This window comes from Bradyrhizobium genosp. SA-4 str. CB756 (genome assembly GCF_000473125.1).
Classification (GTDB): domain Bacteria; phylum Pseudomonadota; class Alphaproteobacteria; order Rhizobiales; family Xanthobacteraceae; genus Bradyrhizobium; species Bradyrhizobium arachidis.
On sequence record NZ_KI421499.1, the window covers coordinates 5,205,525 to 5,219,517 of the forward strand.

15 protein-coding genes are annotated in these 13,993 nt (G+C 65.3%); 11 read left to right on the top strand and 4 right to left on the bottom strand.

The features are described 5' to 3' along the window. Positions 1-80 precede the first annotated feature (80 nt). Entirely contained in the window at positions 81-545 is a 465-nt protein-coding gene (locus BRAGE_RS0125315; protein ID WP_027558395.1) for an NUDIX domain-containing protein, read from the top strand. Positions 546-575: 30 nt separating this feature from the next. Here BRAGE_RS0125315 and BRAGE_RS0125320 read toward each other — a convergent pair whose 3' ends face one another. After that, positions 576-1,556 carry a Bug family tripartite tricarboxylate transporter substrate binding protein gene (locus BRAGE_RS0125320; protein WP_027558394.1) on the bottom strand — a complete coding sequence of 327 codons (981 nt, stop codon included), beginning with the start codon at positions 1,554-1,556 and terminating at the stop codon, positions 576-578. Positions 1,557-1,991: 435 nt separating this feature from the next. On the opposite strand from BRAGE_RS0125320, the gene BRAGE_RS0125325 reads away from it, so the two are divergent. From BRAGE_RS0125325 to BRAGE_RS0125330, 3 genes are read left to right on the top strand one after another with little or no spacing between them, the layout of a single operon-like run. Further along, entirely contained in the window at positions 1,992-2,594 is a 603-nt protein-coding gene (locus BRAGE_RS0125325; protein WP_027558393.1) for a hypothetical protein, read from the top strand. Between the two features lie 23 nt (positions 2,595-2,617). Continuing rightward, positions 2,618-3,013, top strand: coding sequence for an HGGxSTG domain-containing protein (locus BRAGE_RS57595; RefSeq protein WP_283808085.1), 396 nt, complete (start codon positions 2,618-2,620; stop codon positions 3,011-3,013). Further along, positions 2,961-3,320: a response regulator gene (locus BRAGE_RS0125330; RefSeq protein ID WP_027558392.1), complete on the top strand. Its 360-nt coding sequence runs from the start codon at positions 2,961-2,963 to the stop codon at positions 3,318-3,320. The genes BRAGE_RS57595 and BRAGE_RS0125330 overlap by 53 nt, the downstream gene beginning before the upstream one ends. 181 nt (positions 3,321-3,501) lie before the next feature. On the opposite strand, the gene BRAGE_RS54755 is transcribed toward BRAGE_RS0125330, so the two are convergent. Beyond that, on the bottom strand, positions 3,502-3,639 hold the full coding sequence (locus BRAGE_RS54755) for a hypothetical protein (protein ID WP_156950874.1): 138 nt from the start codon (positions 3,637-3,639) through the stop codon (positions 3,502-3,504). 195 nt (positions 3,640-3,834) lie between these two features. Here BRAGE_RS54755 and BRAGE_RS0125340 point away from each other — a divergent pair, with 195 nt between their 5' ends. Further along, positions 3,835-5,349, top strand: coding sequence for a CYTH and CHAD domain-containing protein (locus BRAGE_RS0125340; RefSeq protein WP_027558391.1), 1,515 nt, complete (start codon positions 3,835-3,837; stop codon positions 5,347-5,349). A gap of 16 nt (positions 5,350-5,365) precedes the next feature. Beyond that, a complete protein-coding gene (locus BRAGE_RS0125345; RefSeq protein WP_027558390.1) occupies positions 5,366-5,734 on the top strand; it encodes an avidin/streptavidin family protein in 369 nt (122 codons plus the stop codon). Between the two features lie 43 nt (positions 5,735-5,777). On the opposite strand, the gene BRAGE_RS0125350 is transcribed toward BRAGE_RS0125345, so the two are convergent. Then, a complete protein-coding gene (locus tag BRAGE_RS0125350; RefSeq protein ID WP_027558389.1) occupies positions 5,778-8,960 on the bottom strand; it encodes an efflux RND transporter permease subunit in 3,183 nt (1,060 codons plus the stop codon). A gap of 1 nt (position 8,961) precedes the next feature. Further along, the gene (locus BRAGE_RS0125355; protein ID WP_035731479.1) at positions 8,962-10,167 is read right to left on the bottom strand and encodes an efflux RND transporter periplasmic adaptor subunit; all 1,206 of its coding nucleotides are present in this window, start codon (positions 10,165-10,167) and stop codon (positions 8,962-8,964) included. Positions 10,168-10,308: 141 nt separating this feature from the next. Between BRAGE_RS0125355 and BRAGE_RS54760 the strand changes: the two genes are divergently transcribed. The 5 genes from BRAGE_RS54760 to BRAGE_RS0125375 all read left to right on the top strand — a co-directional run bounded on the left by BRAGE_RS54760 (position 10,309) and on the right by BRAGE_RS0125375 (position 13,931). After that, entirely contained in the window at positions 10,309-10,518 is a 210-nt protein-coding gene (locus tag BRAGE_RS54760) for a hypothetical protein (RefSeq protein WP_141262963.1), read from the top strand. A gap of 107 nt (positions 10,519-10,625) precedes the next feature. Next, complete coding sequence (locus BRAGE_RS54765) at positions 10,626-10,802, top strand: hypothetical protein (RefSeq protein WP_156950875.1); 177 nt, start codon at positions 10,626-10,628, stop codon at positions 10,800-10,802. Positions 10,803-10,914: 112 nt separating this feature from the next. Further along, entirely contained in the window at positions 10,915-12,162 is a 1,248-nt protein-coding gene (locus tag BRAGE_RS0125365) for an MFS transporter (protein ID WP_027558386.1), read from the top strand. Positions 12,163-12,195: 33 nt separating this feature from the next. After that, complete coding sequence (locus tag BRAGE_RS0125370; protein WP_027558385.1) at positions 12,196-13,389, top strand: M20/M25/M40 family metallo-hydrolase; 1,194 nt, start codon at positions 12,196-12,198, stop codon at positions 13,387-13,389. A 5-nt stretch (positions 13,390-13,394) separates the two neighbouring features. Then, a complete protein-coding gene (locus tag BRAGE_RS0125375) occupies positions 13,395-13,931 on the top strand; it encodes a hypothetical protein (protein ID WP_141262961.1) in 537 nt (178 codons plus the stop codon). Positions 13,932-13,993 lie beyond the last annotated feature (62 nt).

Below are 13,993 nucleotides of genomic sequence, written 5' to 3' on the forward strand. Positions count from 1 at the left end.
CCGTTCGCCGGAGCGGCGTTGAACGACGTTGAGAGGCCTGTTCAGATTTCTCCGGGCCGTGACGCGATGAGGAACCAGCGATGCCAACGAGAAGCGCCGGGATCGTCGCCTATCGCATGCGATCGGAGCTCGAGGTTCTGCTGGTCCATCCCGGCGGCCCGTTCTGGCGCAACAAGGACCTCGGCGCCTGGTCGATCCCGAAGGGTGAATATGAAGACGGGCAAGATGCCGAGGAAGCTGCCCGGCGCGAATTCGCCGAGGAGCTTGGCGTGGAGGTGGCCGAGCCCCTCACTGCGCTGGGCGAGGTGAAGCAGCGCGGCGGCAAGATCGTCACCGCCTTCGCCATCGAGCTCGATCTCGATACGCACAATGTCCGCAGCAACACGTTCGAGATCGAATGGCCGCCGCGCAGCGGCAAGCGGCAGACGTTTCCCGAGGTCGATCGCGCCGCGTTCTTCACGCTCGACGAAGCGGCCAAGAAGATCAACGATGGCCAGCGTCCGCTGCTCGAGCGGCTGGCGCGATTGGTCGGCGGCGCGAGCTAGCTCGCCGCGGTGCGCTCCTCGCCCTGTGCCCTACTCCGCCTTGATGTTCGCGGCCGCGACGACCTCGGCGAGCTCCTTGGTCTCCTTCGCGATCTTGGCGGCATAGTCGGCCGGGCTCAGCACGCTGACGACGCCCTGCGTCTCCAGCCGCTCCTGCAACACCGGATCCTTGGCGGCGGCGACGATCTCACGGTGCAGCGTCTCGAGGATCGGCGCGGGCGTCGCCTTCGGCATGAAGAAGCCGACCCAGAACGAGATGTCGAAGCCGGGATAGCCGGCTTCCGCGACGGTCGGCACGTCAGGCAGCGACGGCAGCCGCTCGGCGGAGGACACCGCAAGCGCGCGCAGCTTGCCGGCCTTCACCAGCGGCACCGCGGAGAGCGGATCGAACACGGCGAGCACCTCCTGCGCGAGGATGCCGACCTCGGACGCCGCCCCACCGCGATAGGGCACGTGGATCAGCTTGATGCCGGCTTTCTGACTCAGCAGCTCCATGGCGAGATGGGCGAGATTGCCGTTGCCGCCCGAGCCGTAAGCGAGGGCGCCGGGCGCAGCCTTCGCGGCCGCGACGAGATCGGCGACGGTGTTGATGTTCGCCGTCTTGGGATTCTCCGGATTGACCACCAGCACCAGCGGCGCCGAGACGACGGTGGTGAGCGGCGCGAAATCGCCTATCGGATCGTAGCGGGCCTCCTTGAACAGCGTCTTGTTGAGGGTGATGGTGGACGAGTTGCAGGCAAGGATCGTGTAGCCGTCCGCATCCGCGCGCGCCACGCCCTCGGCTGCGATCATGCCGTTGGCGCCGGCGCGGTTCTCGACCACGAAGGGCTGTCCGAGCTTGTTGCCGAGGCGGTCGGCGACGATGCGCGCGACGACATCGACCGGGCCGCCGGCGCTGAAGCCGACCATGATCTTGGCCGGATGCGTCGGATATTTTTGCGCGAACGCCTGTGAAGACAGCGAGGCGCAGAGCGCGGCGATGAGCGCCAGCAGGCGAAGCGTTCGTTGCATTGGTTCTCTCCCCGACCTCGGCGCCTCTGATTGTTGTTGATGCGGCGCGTTGCCAACCATGAATAGCGGTCGCGCCGATTTCCGCAATCGCGTTTCCACGCCGGCATTCCGCCGCGCGGCAGGCGAGAGCCTGCAATCCAGACAAAACCGCGAAAACAACCCCATGCACAGTAGGCGGCGCCCGTCAGAACCGGGACCCGCGCAAGACGATTTCGCGTATCCCGAAAATGCGTTTGACACGTCGGGCAAAACAGGTGCAGAATGGCATCATCGCGACAATCGCCGGAGCCGGCACCACGCCCGATCATGGGCGGCTCGACCTGGCGCGCGTAAACCCCTGAGCGACATCTCAAATCTCAACCGCCGCGCAACAGGCGCGCGATCGGCCTCGCGCTCCGCGAGCTCTCGCGCCTGTGCGGGCAAAGGACACCTTGCATGACGACATCCCCGACGAGCACCCAGACGATGCCCATCGCCGCGGACGACCGCGCCGCGACCATCGCAAGCCCGAAAGTCAAACTCCGCCGCAGGCGCATCGTGATCGACCATCCCGATCCGAGCGCCGGCGAAAAGCTGCTGGCGGATGCGCTCGGCGCCGTCGACCGCGACGCGCTGCATGGTCTCTTGAGCCAGTTGGCGAAAGCCAGCGTGGTTGCACGCAAACCGGACCAGGGCAATCTTGCCTTCATGGTCTCGATGCTGAAGAGCATCGCGGCAAAGGACTCGTTCGAAGCCATGCTGGCGGCGCAGATGGTGAGCGTCCACGTCGCGTCGATGCGCAGCGCCTGCCGTCTCGCCTGCACCGACGACGTGTCGCAGCAGGAGAGCCTCACGCGCGCACTGACCCGGCTGGCGCGCACCTTCGCAGCCCAGGTGGAGGCCTTGAACCGTCACCGCAGCAGCGGCGCGTGTGCGATCACGGTGCAGAATTTGTCGGTGCAGGATGGCGGCAGGGCCGTCGTCGGCAATCTCACACAACATGCGAACTTGATCGCTGCGCAGCCGGGCCTGGTGGACGCGGCGGCCGTCGGCGCATGAGTCATGCGCGCAACACAGCCCCGATGCGAACGAGCCCGCGTTGCGGGGCGCAAACGCGCGACGGCGACACCTGCCGCGCACCGGCGCTGCGCGGCCGGCCTCGCTGCCGCATGCACGGCGGCGCGGCGGGATCCGGAGCGCCCTTTGGAAACAGCAATGCCGTCAAGCACGGCTTTTTCACCAGCGAAGCCATTGAGGAGCGAGAGCTTGTTCGCACCGTGCTGAGGGAAGCAGAGAGACTGCTCCGCCAACTGCCCTCGGGATTCAAAGCCATCCGCAATTTTGGCGACACGGAACCCGAACACCTAATCGGGAACGGATCCGCCGCTGCGCACTTAACATATGATAAGTCAGTGAGGTGCAACCATGGGCCAATCAAAGCCGATCCGCCCGACCGCGATCGTCGTCGAGGACGATGACATTCAGCGCGAAATGCTCGCGCTGCTGCTCGAGGAAAGCAATTTCGACGTCTTGCAATGCGAGGACGCCGAAACCGCTGCGCTGGCACTGAAAGCGAAGCACCCTGCCCTGATCGTCACCGACATCAACCTGGTCGGAAAGATGGATGGCGTCGATCTTGCGCACTACGCACAGCAGCAACACGCCAATGTGCGGATCATCGTGATCTCGGGCCGTCCGCTACCGCGGCCCCTGCCCGACGGCGCGAAATTCTTCACCAAGCCCATCTACCCGACGGCGCTGCTCGCGGAGGCGGCACGCCGATAGCTGCGCTTTGTTGCAGTCAGAGGAAGGCGCTATCTCCGGCCCCCGCCGGCCGCAAGCAATCGCATGTGAAGACGAACGTGGCGAGAAGCTTACCCGCGGCGCATCCTTCGAGACGCCCGCCTTCGGCGGGCCCTCAGGATGAGGCCGGAGTGCGTAGCAGCGTTTCGACGGGCAAAGCTCGTCAGTCCGACGCCGTCTTGGCCGAGACATCGTGGCTGGTGCGGTGGCCCTCGCCATTGTCCAAATGATAGAGCGCGGTCGCACCGCCCGCCAGGACAAGCACGATGACAAGGATGGCAATGACGTTCTTTATGCTCACGGACGCCTCCTCCAGGTGACGAGATCAAGTGACGCGATGATGCCAGTCAATCGAGCGTTCTCAGGCGGAGTTCCGTGAATTTTCGATGACGCCGGCGGCGCGATCAGTCGCGAGATCATCGCGATTCGAAATGTCCGTTGCAGGCCGGAACTTCTCGCGGTGGCGCCACTTTGAATGGGCAACGGACACACGCCGATGAACGCCGAAACGGAACTCAAATTCCGCCTTGCGCCGCGAAAGCTGTCATCCGTCTTGCGCGCCGCTAATTCGAACGGACGGCGTGGCGACCGGTCGGAGCAGGCGCTGTTGTCGACCTATTACGACACGGGCAAGCAGAAGCTCAGGCGACATGGTCTCACGCTCCGCGTCCGCAAGGTTGGCGATCGCTACGTGCAGACCGTGAAGGCGGGCGGCTCCGGAACCGTGACCCGCGGCGAATGGGAACATGAGGTCGCAGGCGCAAAGCCCGACTTCAAGAAGATCAAGAACACGCCTCTCGACGACCTCGCGTCCAAGAAGCTTCCGCGCAAGCTGCGGCCGGTGTTTCAGACCGAGGTTCATCGTACGACCGAGGCAAGGCGGGTGCGAAAGAGCCAGATCGAGCTCGCCGTCGACCGCGGCCACGTCGCTGCCGGGCGGCACTCGCGGCCGGTTGCCGAGCTCGAGCTGGAATTGAAGTCCGGACAGGTCGCCGATCTGTTCCGACTGGCGCGCAATCTCGAACGCAAGACGGGCGCCGAGCTCGATCTGCGATCGAAAGCCGAGCGAGGCTTTCAACTCGTCACGGGACACCGCGCAGGCGCACGGCGTGCCGAGCCGATCGCGCTGAAAGGCGAGCTCTCGCCGCGCAATGCCTTCGGCGTGATCGCGCATTCGACGCTGCGCCAGATCACGGCGAATGCCGATCCGGTGCGGGACATGGATTCGGAAGGCGTCCACCAGATGCGCGTCGGCCTGCGGCGCTTGCGGGCCGCGATCTCGCTGTTCTCCGACATCCTGCCGCGCGCCGGCACTGAGCGGATCAAGGCCGAGCTCAAATGGCTCACGGGCGAGCTGGCGCCGGCGCGCGAGATCGACGTATTCCTCAAGGAAAGCATTCAGCCGATCGCCGATCAGGGTGTGCCGAAGCGCGGCGCTCGCGCGATCGCCAAGAAGTTTTCCGCGGAACGAAGCGAAGCCTTCGCACGCGCCCGCGAGGCGGTCGGGTCGGCCCGCTACCGCCGCCTGCTGATCGACGTGATCGAGTGGATCGAGACCGGGCAGTCCCGCGCCGGCGACGACCGGTCGATTGCCACCTATGCGGCGGCATTGCTCGACCGGCGGATCAAGAAGGTACGCAAGCAAGGCAAGCATCTGGACGATCTCGACCCGACGCAGCGCCACAAGCTGCGGATCAAGGTCAAGAAGATCCGCTACGCCGTCGACTTCCTTGGGAGTCTCTACAGCGATCGCGACCGCAAGCAGCTCACCAGCCTCTCCGGCAGTCTGAAGCAGATTCAATCCGCGCTGGGATCGCTCAACGACTTCATGGCGCATCGCGAGCTGGCGACGGAGGCCGCTCTCGCGGCGCCGCCGGCGAACCGGCGCGCCCAGGCGTTCGCATCGGGATTCATCGTCGGCCGCGAGCGCGAGGCGGCGAACGGCCTGATGAAGGACGCCGCAAAAGAACTGCATCGACTGCACCGGCTGCGCGTCGCGCCGGGCAAGTGAACGGGGGAGAACCGGCATGTCATGGGTCGGCAGTTGGCGAAACCAGTTCGGCTCCATCCTGCGCATCATCAGTGATGCGGAGGGACGCATCGAGGGCACGTTCGAGACCGCGCTCGAAGACAGCGGGTTCTATGGGCAGACGGTGCAGGTCACCGGATTTCATCGCGGCAATTGCATCGGCTTTGCCGCCGTCGGCTCGTCGGCGGCAGGCGACCGCGTCGTGACCTACGCGGGCTTGTTGCGTCGCGGGAAGATGGAGACCGCCTGGTTCGTGGTCGCCGACCAGGCGCTGGGCGCCGCCAGCGAAGGCGAGCCCGCAAAACTCAAGCCGCTGAACTGGTGGCGCGCCGTGACAACCAATGTCGACACGTTCGAGCGGACCTAGCGTAAGGCGTGCGCCCGTCAACGCCGCCGTAGCTACCGAACCATCACTGCGCCGCCAAGACCCTGGATTTCTTCCGGTCGATCGTCTCGACGACGTCGAGATCGTCGTCGTCCGCAATGCCGTCGTCCTGGCGATCGCCGTCTGCGTGACGCGTCGGGCTCAGCCACTGCGAGACACGGTCGAGATAGAGATAAACGACCGGAGTGGTGAACAGCGTCAGGACCTGGCTGACCAGGAGGCCGCCGACCATGGCGTAGCCGAGCGGCTGACGGAGCTCCGAGCCGGTGCCGTGGCCCAGCATCAGCGGCACGCCGCCGAGCACGGCCGCCATCGTGGTCATCAGGATGGGTCGGAAGCGCAAGAGGCAGGCCCGGCGAATGGCTTCGACCGGCGACAGGCCCTGATCCCGCTCCGCCACGATCGCAAAGTCGACCAGCATGATGCCGTTCTTCTTGACGATGCCGATCAGCAGGACGAGGCCGATGAGACCGATCAGGCTGAAGTCGAAGTGGAAGATGAGGAGCGTCGCCAGCGCGCCGACGCCGGCGGACGGCAGGGTCGACAGGATCGTCAGCGGGTGGATGTAGCTTTCGTAGAGCACGCCGAGGATGAGGTAGACCACGATCAGCGCCGCCACGATCAGCAGCGGCACCGAGGACAGCGACTGCTGGAACGCCTGCGCCGTTCCGGCAAATGTGGAGGTGATGGCGGCGGGCAGGTTCATCTGCCGCTCGATCGCGTCGATCGCCTGCGTCGCCTGGCCGAGCGCGACGTTGGGCGCGAGGTTGAAGGAGATCGTCACCGCCGGGAATTGGCCCTGGTGGTTGATGGCGAGCGGGCGCACCGGCGCCGTGGTCCATTTGGTGAAGGCCGACAGCGGCACCTCGCCGCCCGTCGTCGGGGAATGCAGATAGATTTGCTCCAGCGTGGACGGGTTCTTCTGCAGCGAGGGCAGCACTTCGAGGACGACGTAATAGGTGGACAATTGGGTGAAATAGGTCGCGATCTCCCGCTGACCGAAGGCATCATACAGGGTCGCGTCGATCACGTCGGGCGTGACTCCGAAACGCGCGGCCTGATTGCGGTCGATCGACAGTGTCAGCGTCGTGCCGGACGTCTGCTGGTCGGACGCGACGTCGCGCAGCTCGGGCATCTCCTTCATCTTCGCGAGCAGCTTCGGGGCCCATGCGTTGAGCTGGTCGATGTCGGTCGACTGAAGTGTGAACTGGAACTGCGTTCGCGACGCGCGGCCCCCGACTCGCACGTCCTGCGCCGATTGAAGATAGAGCCGCGCGCCCTGAACCTTCGCGGTCTTGCCCTGCAGGCGCCGGATGACCTGGTCGGCCGAGGCGGTGCGTTCATCGCGCGGCTTCAACGTGATGTACATGGTGCCGTCATTGAGCGTATTGCCGCTGCCGCCCATCCGCATCGCCATGTGGTCGATCGCGGGGTCCTTCAGCACGATCGCGCCGATCTCCTGCATGTGCCTCGACATGTCGGCGATCGACACGTCCTGCGACGTCTCGACGATGCCGGTGATCAGCCCGGTATCCTGCTGCGGGAAGAACCCCTTGGGAATGATAACGAACAGATAGACCGTCAGCGCGATGGTCGCGAAGAACACCATCAGGGTGGCGAAGCGGAAGCGCAGCACGAGGTCGAGGCCGCGCTCGTAGCCGTCCACGAGGCCCTGGAACATGCGCTCACTGAGCATGTAGAGCCTGCCGTGATGCTCCTCGTCGTGCGATTTCAGGAAGCGCGAGGCCATCATCGGCGTCAAGGTCAGCGACACCAGGGCCGAAACGGCGATCGTCATCGCCAGCGTCACCGAGAACTCGCGGAACAGGCGGCCGATGATGCCGCTCATCAGCAACAGCGGAATCAGGACCGCGATCAGCGAAACCGAGATCGAGATGATCGTGAAGCCGATCTCGCCGGCGCCCTTGAACGCGGCGGCCATCGGACTCTCGCCCTCCTCGATGTAGCGGGTGATGTTCTCCAGCATCACGATGGCGTCGTCGACCACGAAGCCGACCGCGATGGTGAGCGCCATCAGGGAGAGATTGTCCAGGCTATAGCCGGCCATCCACATCAGCGCGCAGGCGCCGAGCAGCGCGAGCGGCACCGTGATCGATGGAATGATGGTGGCCCAGACGCTGCGCAGGAAGACGAAGATCACCATCACGACGAGGCCGATCGTCAGCGCCAACGTGAACTGCACGTCCTTCACCGCGGCGCGGATCGTCTGGGTGCGGTCCGACAGCACCGAGACCTTGATCGCCGGCGAGATGCCCGCCTGCAGATGCGGCAGCTGCTTCATGACGCTGTCGACGGTGTCGATGACGTTGGCGCCGGGCTGCTTGAAGATCACCAGGAAGACGCCGGGCTTGCCGTCAACCCAGCCGTACTGGGTGTTGTCCAGCGGCGCGCTGACGGCATGGCCGATATCGCCGACACGGACGGGACTGCCGTTGCGGTAGGCGATGACGATGTCGTTCCAGGCGTCGGCCTTGGTGAACTGGTCGTTGGCATAGACGGTGTAGGTGCGGGTGTCGCCGTTGAGGGTGCCCTTGGGATTGTTGACCGTGATCACCGACAGCGGGGCGCGCACGTCCTCCAGCGACAGGCCCTTGGCGACCAGCTTGGCGGGATCGATCTGGACGCGGATCGACGGGGCCTGCTGTCCACCGACACTGACCTGGCCGACGCCGCTTATGTGGCTGATGGCCTGCGCGAGCTTGGTGTAGGTCTCGTCGGACACCTGCGTCATCGGCAGCGTCGACGACGTGGCGCCGAGCGTGAGAATGGGCGAGTCGGCCGGGTTGACCTTCCGGTAGGTCGGCGGAGTCGGCATGTTCTTGGGCAATTGCCCGCTCGCCGCATTGATGGCGGCGAGCACGTCGGAGCCGGCACCGTCAATATTGCGAGAGAGGTCGAACTGCAGAACGATCTGGGTCGAGCTGGTCTGGCTCTGCGACGTCATCTCCGAGACGCCGGGAATGAGGGCGAATTGCGATTCGAGCGGCTGCGCCACCGAGGATGCCATCGTCTCGGGGTCGGCGCCGGGAAGATTGGCGGAGACCTGGATGGTGGGAAAGTCCACCTCCGGCAGCGGCGCCACCGGCAATCGCGGATAGGCGATGATGCCGACGAAGACGATGCCGACCATCAGCAGCGACGTCGCGATGGGGAGGCGAATGAAGGGAGCCGAGATGCCGCCAGCCATGTCAGTCAGCCGATCCGGTCTTGGTTCCACTGTTGGCCTGCGCGGCGGCGGCGCTGGCGACCTGCGGCTTCTCGTCAACCAGCGCGCCGTCGAACAGGCGCGACTGCCCGGCGACCACGATCCTGTCTCCGACCTTCAGGCCCTCGGAGACCACCGCGTTTGCATCGCCGCTCTGGCTGACCTTGATCGGCCGCGCGCTGACCTTGCCATTGTCGCCGATGACGTAGGCGAACAGGCCTGACGGCCCGTGCTGCACGCCGTCCTGCGGCACGACGATGACGTCTTTGCGCGTGTCGATCAGCATCCGCGTGGTGACTGACAGACCCGGCCACAGCGCATTGTCCTTGTTGTCGAAGCGCGCCTTCAGGCTGATGGTCCCGGTGGCCTGGTTCACGGAATTGTCCATGATCACCAGCTTGCCTTGCGACAGCGTCCTGGTTCCGTCCGAGCTCCGCGCTTCCACCGGCACCTCGCCGGAATCATAGGCCTTGTCGATCGCCTGCAATTGCTCCTCGGGCTCGGTGAACTGCACCGCAATCGGCTGCAGCTGGGCGATGGTGACGATCCCCGTGGTATCGGCGGCATGCACGATGTTGCCGGGATCGACCAGACGGAAGCCGGTTCGTCCGCTGATCGGCGCCTTGATCGAGGTGTAGCCGAGATTGGTCTGCGCGTTGTCGATGGCGGCCTGGTCGCCCTTGATCTGCGCGACCATCTGATCGACCAGCGCCTGCTGGGCATCGAGATTCTGCTGGGTCTCGAACTGCTGCTTCGCGAGCTTCTGGAAGCGCTCCAGGTTCAACTGGTCGTTCTTCAGATTGGCCTCGTCCTGGGCCTTCTTCGCGACCGCCTGCTCGAGCGCCGCGATGAAGGGGCGCTGGTCGATCTCCAGCAGCGGGTCGCCCTCCTTCACCATCTGGCCCTGCCTGAAGAACACCTTGGTGATCTGACCGTCGACGCGGCTCTTCACCGTCACCGTCTTGAACGGCGAGACGACTCCGAGACCATAGGTGTACACGGGAAAGTCGGCCGTCTTCACTGCGAATGAGGTGACGGGGACCTTCGCCGCTGCTTGACTGGAAGCGCTCTGCGCGGCCGCCTCGACGGGCTTGACGCTGCCGATGAGTTCATACCAGGCACCACAGGCAATCGCGCCTGCCGCGGCGACTCCAAATATCGTGAGGCCGAGTTTCGGTCGCCTGATCATGTCAATGGCCATCCAGTTGCCTGCGGCTGCCTTCCGGTGAATTTGCCGCGTGGACGTGAACACACTGTTGGAAGCGAAGTATCGCGGACAGGTTCGCGGCGTCAAAATAACGATCGCGTGCGGCAATCTGTACAATTCGTCATGTTCACGCGTCTGCAAACGCAATTGCTCGAAGCGGCGGATCGATCGGCAGAGAAGCAACAAACAGAAACGAGATGGACGAATGTTAAGGATCGCCGCGACATCACGCTGAATTGCAACGGCGCACAGGAATTTAACGAACGCTCGCTGCAAGCGGGCCTTATCGTCGGCGTGTTGATGGCAACACCAACTGTCAGTCGAGGCGCATGATGAGGGCCAATCAGCACAACCTCGGGGGAAAGATCATACCGTTTCGAAAGCCATCGTCAGACCGGAGAGCTCTGCCTGACGATGGACGGTCCGAGACGATCCTGCGCATGCTCGACCTCTCGAAGTTCGAGCAGGACCGTCACGCTGCCGGACGCGGCCCAGGGATGCGCTCGAACATCGCGGCCATGATTCTGCTCGGGCTCCTCGTCCTCGTTGCGACAGAAGACTTCTCCAGGCTCGAGCAATCGAACCTGTGCCTGCAGAGCTCAGAGTGCAGGAATTGAACAGGGAAGCTCCGGAAGGCACTAACATCGCGTGCCGGACCTGCTTTCCCACCATTGGCATCCTCTCCGCGATCGTGTAACCCGGCCAAAACCCTTGCCGGGACGGGACGCTATGAGTGCGGTTACGACGGATGAAGCGGGACATGGCACCCGCGCGCTGATCTTTGCGCTGCTTGCGCTCGCCTGCGGGCACATGCTCTCGACCTTGCTGCGCACCATCCCGGCGGTCAGCCTCGATCTGATGGCGGCCGATTTTCATATCGAGCCGCAGGCGCTGGCGAGCCTCACCTCGGTCTATCCCTTCGCCTTCGCTGCCGCGCAGATTCCGGTCGGCGCGGCGATGGACCGGTTCGGCGTGCGGCCGGTGTCGCTGAGCCTGCTCGCGGGAACCGTGGTCGGCGCCATCGCGTCGGGCTTTGCGACGGGACCTGCGAGCTTTGCCTTCGGGCAGGTGCTGCTCGGCGTCGCGACCTCGGGCATGCTGATGTGCCCGATGACGCTCGCCGCGAAGCAATTGTCGGCGGCGCGGTTCGGGCTGTGGTCGGGCGCGATCCTCTCGATCGGCAATATCGGCATGCTGCTGTCGTCGAGCCCGCTCGCCTTCGTGGTCGACAATTACGGCTGGCGCGCCGGGTTCTGGATCTCCGCGCTCGATGGTATCGCGGTCGCGCTCGCGGTGTTCCTGCTGGTGCCGAGCCAGCCGGCCGAGCACAAGGACGATTCCTCGCCGCTGTCGCAGATGATCGAGGTGCTCAGGCTCGGCTTCTCGCGGCCCCTCCGCGGCCTGATCGCGCTGGCGCTGGTGTCGCTGGCGACCTCGCTGGTGCTGCGCGGGCTGTGGGGCGGGCCGTGGCTGATGGACGTCAAGGGGCTGACGCGGGTCGAGGCGGGCAACCAGCTCGGCGCGTTCACGCTGGCGATGATCGCGGGGCCGCTGTGCATCGGCATGATCGACCGCAGGCTCGGCCGCCGCCGCGCGCTGGTGGCCGGCTCGCATATGGCCGGGGCGGTGCTGCTGACGCTGTTGGCGCTCGGGGCACCGCATTATCCGGTCTCCGCGCTGCTGGGCCTGCCGGTGATGCCGCCGCAATACGATCTCGTGCTGTTCGTGCTCATCGGGCTTGCGACCTCGGCGCAGCCGCTGCTGTTCGGCATGTCCAGGCAGCTGGTCGATGCGCAAACCGCAGGCAAGGCGCTCGCGGCCGTGAACCTCGCCTTCTTCCTCGGCGCGGCGCTGATGCAGTCGGTCACCGGCGCGGTCGCGGCGCTGGCCGGGCTGCCGGCGGTGCTGCTGTTCATGGCTGCAATGCTGGCATTCGGCGTGCTGATCTTCTTGGCTTACACCTCGCCCAGCCCATAGGATGGCCGGCACCGTTCGCCAAAGGAATCAAACATGCCCGTCGACCACCAAGCCGCCACCGATCGCCTCATGCGCTTCCTCGCCGTCGAGGGCGTCACCGGACAGGAGGCGGCGATCGGGCGTGAGCTCACCGCCGCGCTGAAGGAGGCCGGCGTGCCCGCGAAGGCGATCCGGCTCGACGATGCCAACACCCGCATTCCCGTGCCGACCGAGACCGGCAACCTCATCGTCGACCTGCCCGGCCGTGGCACGCTGCACAACCAGCCGCGCATCATGTTCATGACCCATATGGACACCGTGCCGCTCTGCGCCGGCGCCAAGCCCAAGAAATCCGGCCGCAAGATCGTCAACGAGGCCAAGACCGCGCTCGGCGGCGACAACCGCTGCGGCTGCGGCGTGCTGGTGACGCTGGCGGCCGAGCTTGCCAAGCAGAAGCTCGACCATCCGCCGATCACGCTGCTGTTCTGTGTGCGCGAGGAGAGCGGGCTCTATGGCGCGCGCCACGTCAAGCTGGAGGAGCTCGGCAAGCCCACGATGGCGTTCAACTATGACGGCGGCGCCGCCTCCAATGTCGTGATCGGCGCGGTCGGCGCCGATCGCTGGACCGTCGAGATCATGGGCCGCGCCTCGCATGCCGGCGTTGCGCCCGAGCGCGGCATCTCCTCGACCATGATCATGGCGCTGGCGCTTGCCGAGGTGAAGGCCGGCGGCTGGTTCGGCAAGGTGGTGAAGGGCAAGCGTCAAGGCACCAGCAATGTCGGCCCCGTCACCGGCGGCGAGGGCCGCCCCGCGGGCGATGCCACCAACGTCGTCACCGACTACGTCCATGTGCGCGGCGAAAGCCGCAGCCATGACGGAAAGTTCTTCAAGGAGATCACGAAAGCCTACAAGGCCGCGTTCGAGAAGGCGGCCAAGAAGGTGACGAATGCACAAGGCAAGTCCGGCAAGGTCAAGTTCAAGGCCGAGACCGATTATTATCCGTTCCGCATGAAGGAGAACCTCCCCGTGGTGAAACGCGCGATCGAGGCGGTGTCCGCGGTCGGCGGCACGCCGAACGTCCGCGCCGCCAATGGCGGCCTGGACGCCAACTGGATGGTCCGCCACGGCGTTCCGACCGTGACGTTTGGCGCAGGCCAGAACGAGGCGCACACCATCGACGAGTGGATCAATCTCGACGAATACGACCGCGCATGTGCGCTTGCCGTGCAGCTCGCGACGATGCGGTGATTGGCGTGGTTCGGGTCGCGCTCGCGGGATTTGCGCTGCTGGCGCTCGTGGGCGCGGCTCGCGCGGAAGAGGACAACAGCGCCTTGCTGGTCGATCTCTTCGCAAAGATCTGCGCGCCCAAGCCATCTCGGCCAAGCCAGGTCGAGCGCATCGCAACGGGTCTGGGCTTTGCCAGTGACGGCGGCCCGATCACGGCCGAGATGGAGCGTGGGGCAAAAATCGACCTTCTCTACTCGGCGAAGCTGCTCAGGCGGGACGAGAGGCTCGGCAGCATGACGGCCTATTTCGCAGGACCTGACGATGGTCCGAGCGTGACCTGCACGGTGTCGGCCGTCGGCGTCTCGGCCGATGCGCTGCCCGGGCTGATCGAGACATCATTGAAGGCCCGTGAGCGGACCGACAAGCCGTCCAACGACGACAATCATCGTCTGGCGAGCTGGCGTGTCGGCGCCGGCAGCGGCGACGCGCTCGATATGTCGGTGTGGCGAACCTCGCCGCACCGCGCCTCGATCAGCATCAATTATTACGCCACCAAGCGGTAAGCGGGATCGCCTGCGCCTTTTACGCGTTGCAGTGCGTAGGATGGGTAGAGCGTAGCGAAACC